At 62.4% G+C, this 527-nt stretch carries 1 protein-coding gene; it reads left to right on the forward strand.

The window, feature by feature from the left end; translation table 11 throughout:
* A partial coding sequence (locus HW561_RS23560) for an electron transfer flavoprotein subunit beta/FixA family protein (RefSeq protein ID WP_176867789.1) occupies positions 1-527 on the forward strand: 527 nt, incomplete at both ends.

Below are 527 nucleotides of genomic sequence, written 5' to 3' on the forward strand. Positions count from 1 at the left end.
GAAGAGGCGATCCGCCTGAAAGAAGCGGGCAAGGCTGACGAAGTCGTTGCCGTTTCGATCGGTGTGAAGCAAAGCCAGGAAACGCTGCGCACCGCGCTGGCCATGGGCGCCGACCGCGCCATTCTGGTGATTGCCGCCGATGACGTCCATCAGGACATCGAGCCGCTGGCCGTTGCCAAGATCCTGGCCAAGGTTGTCGAGGAAGAGCAGCCCGGCATCGTTCTGGCCGGCAAGCAGGCGATCGACAACGACATGAACGCCACCGGTCAGATGCTGTCGGCCCTGCTGGGCTGGAGCCAAGGCACCTTCGCGTCCGAGTTGGACATCGAAGGCGACAGCGCCAAAATCACCCGTGAGGTGGATGGCGGCCTGCAGACCATCAACGTCAAGATGCCAACCATCGTGACTGTCGACCTGCGCCTGAACGAGCCGCGCTATGCGTCGCTGCCCAACATCATGAAGGCGAAGAAAAAGCCGCTGGATGAGAAGACAGCCGCCGATTACGGCGTCGACGTCACGCCGCGCCT

Origin of the sequence: Ruegeria haliotis (assembly GCF_013377785.1) — a bacterium.
Lineage (GTDB): Bacteria > Pseudomonadota > Alphaproteobacteria > Rhodobacterales > Rhodobacteraceae > Ruegeria > Ruegeria haliotis.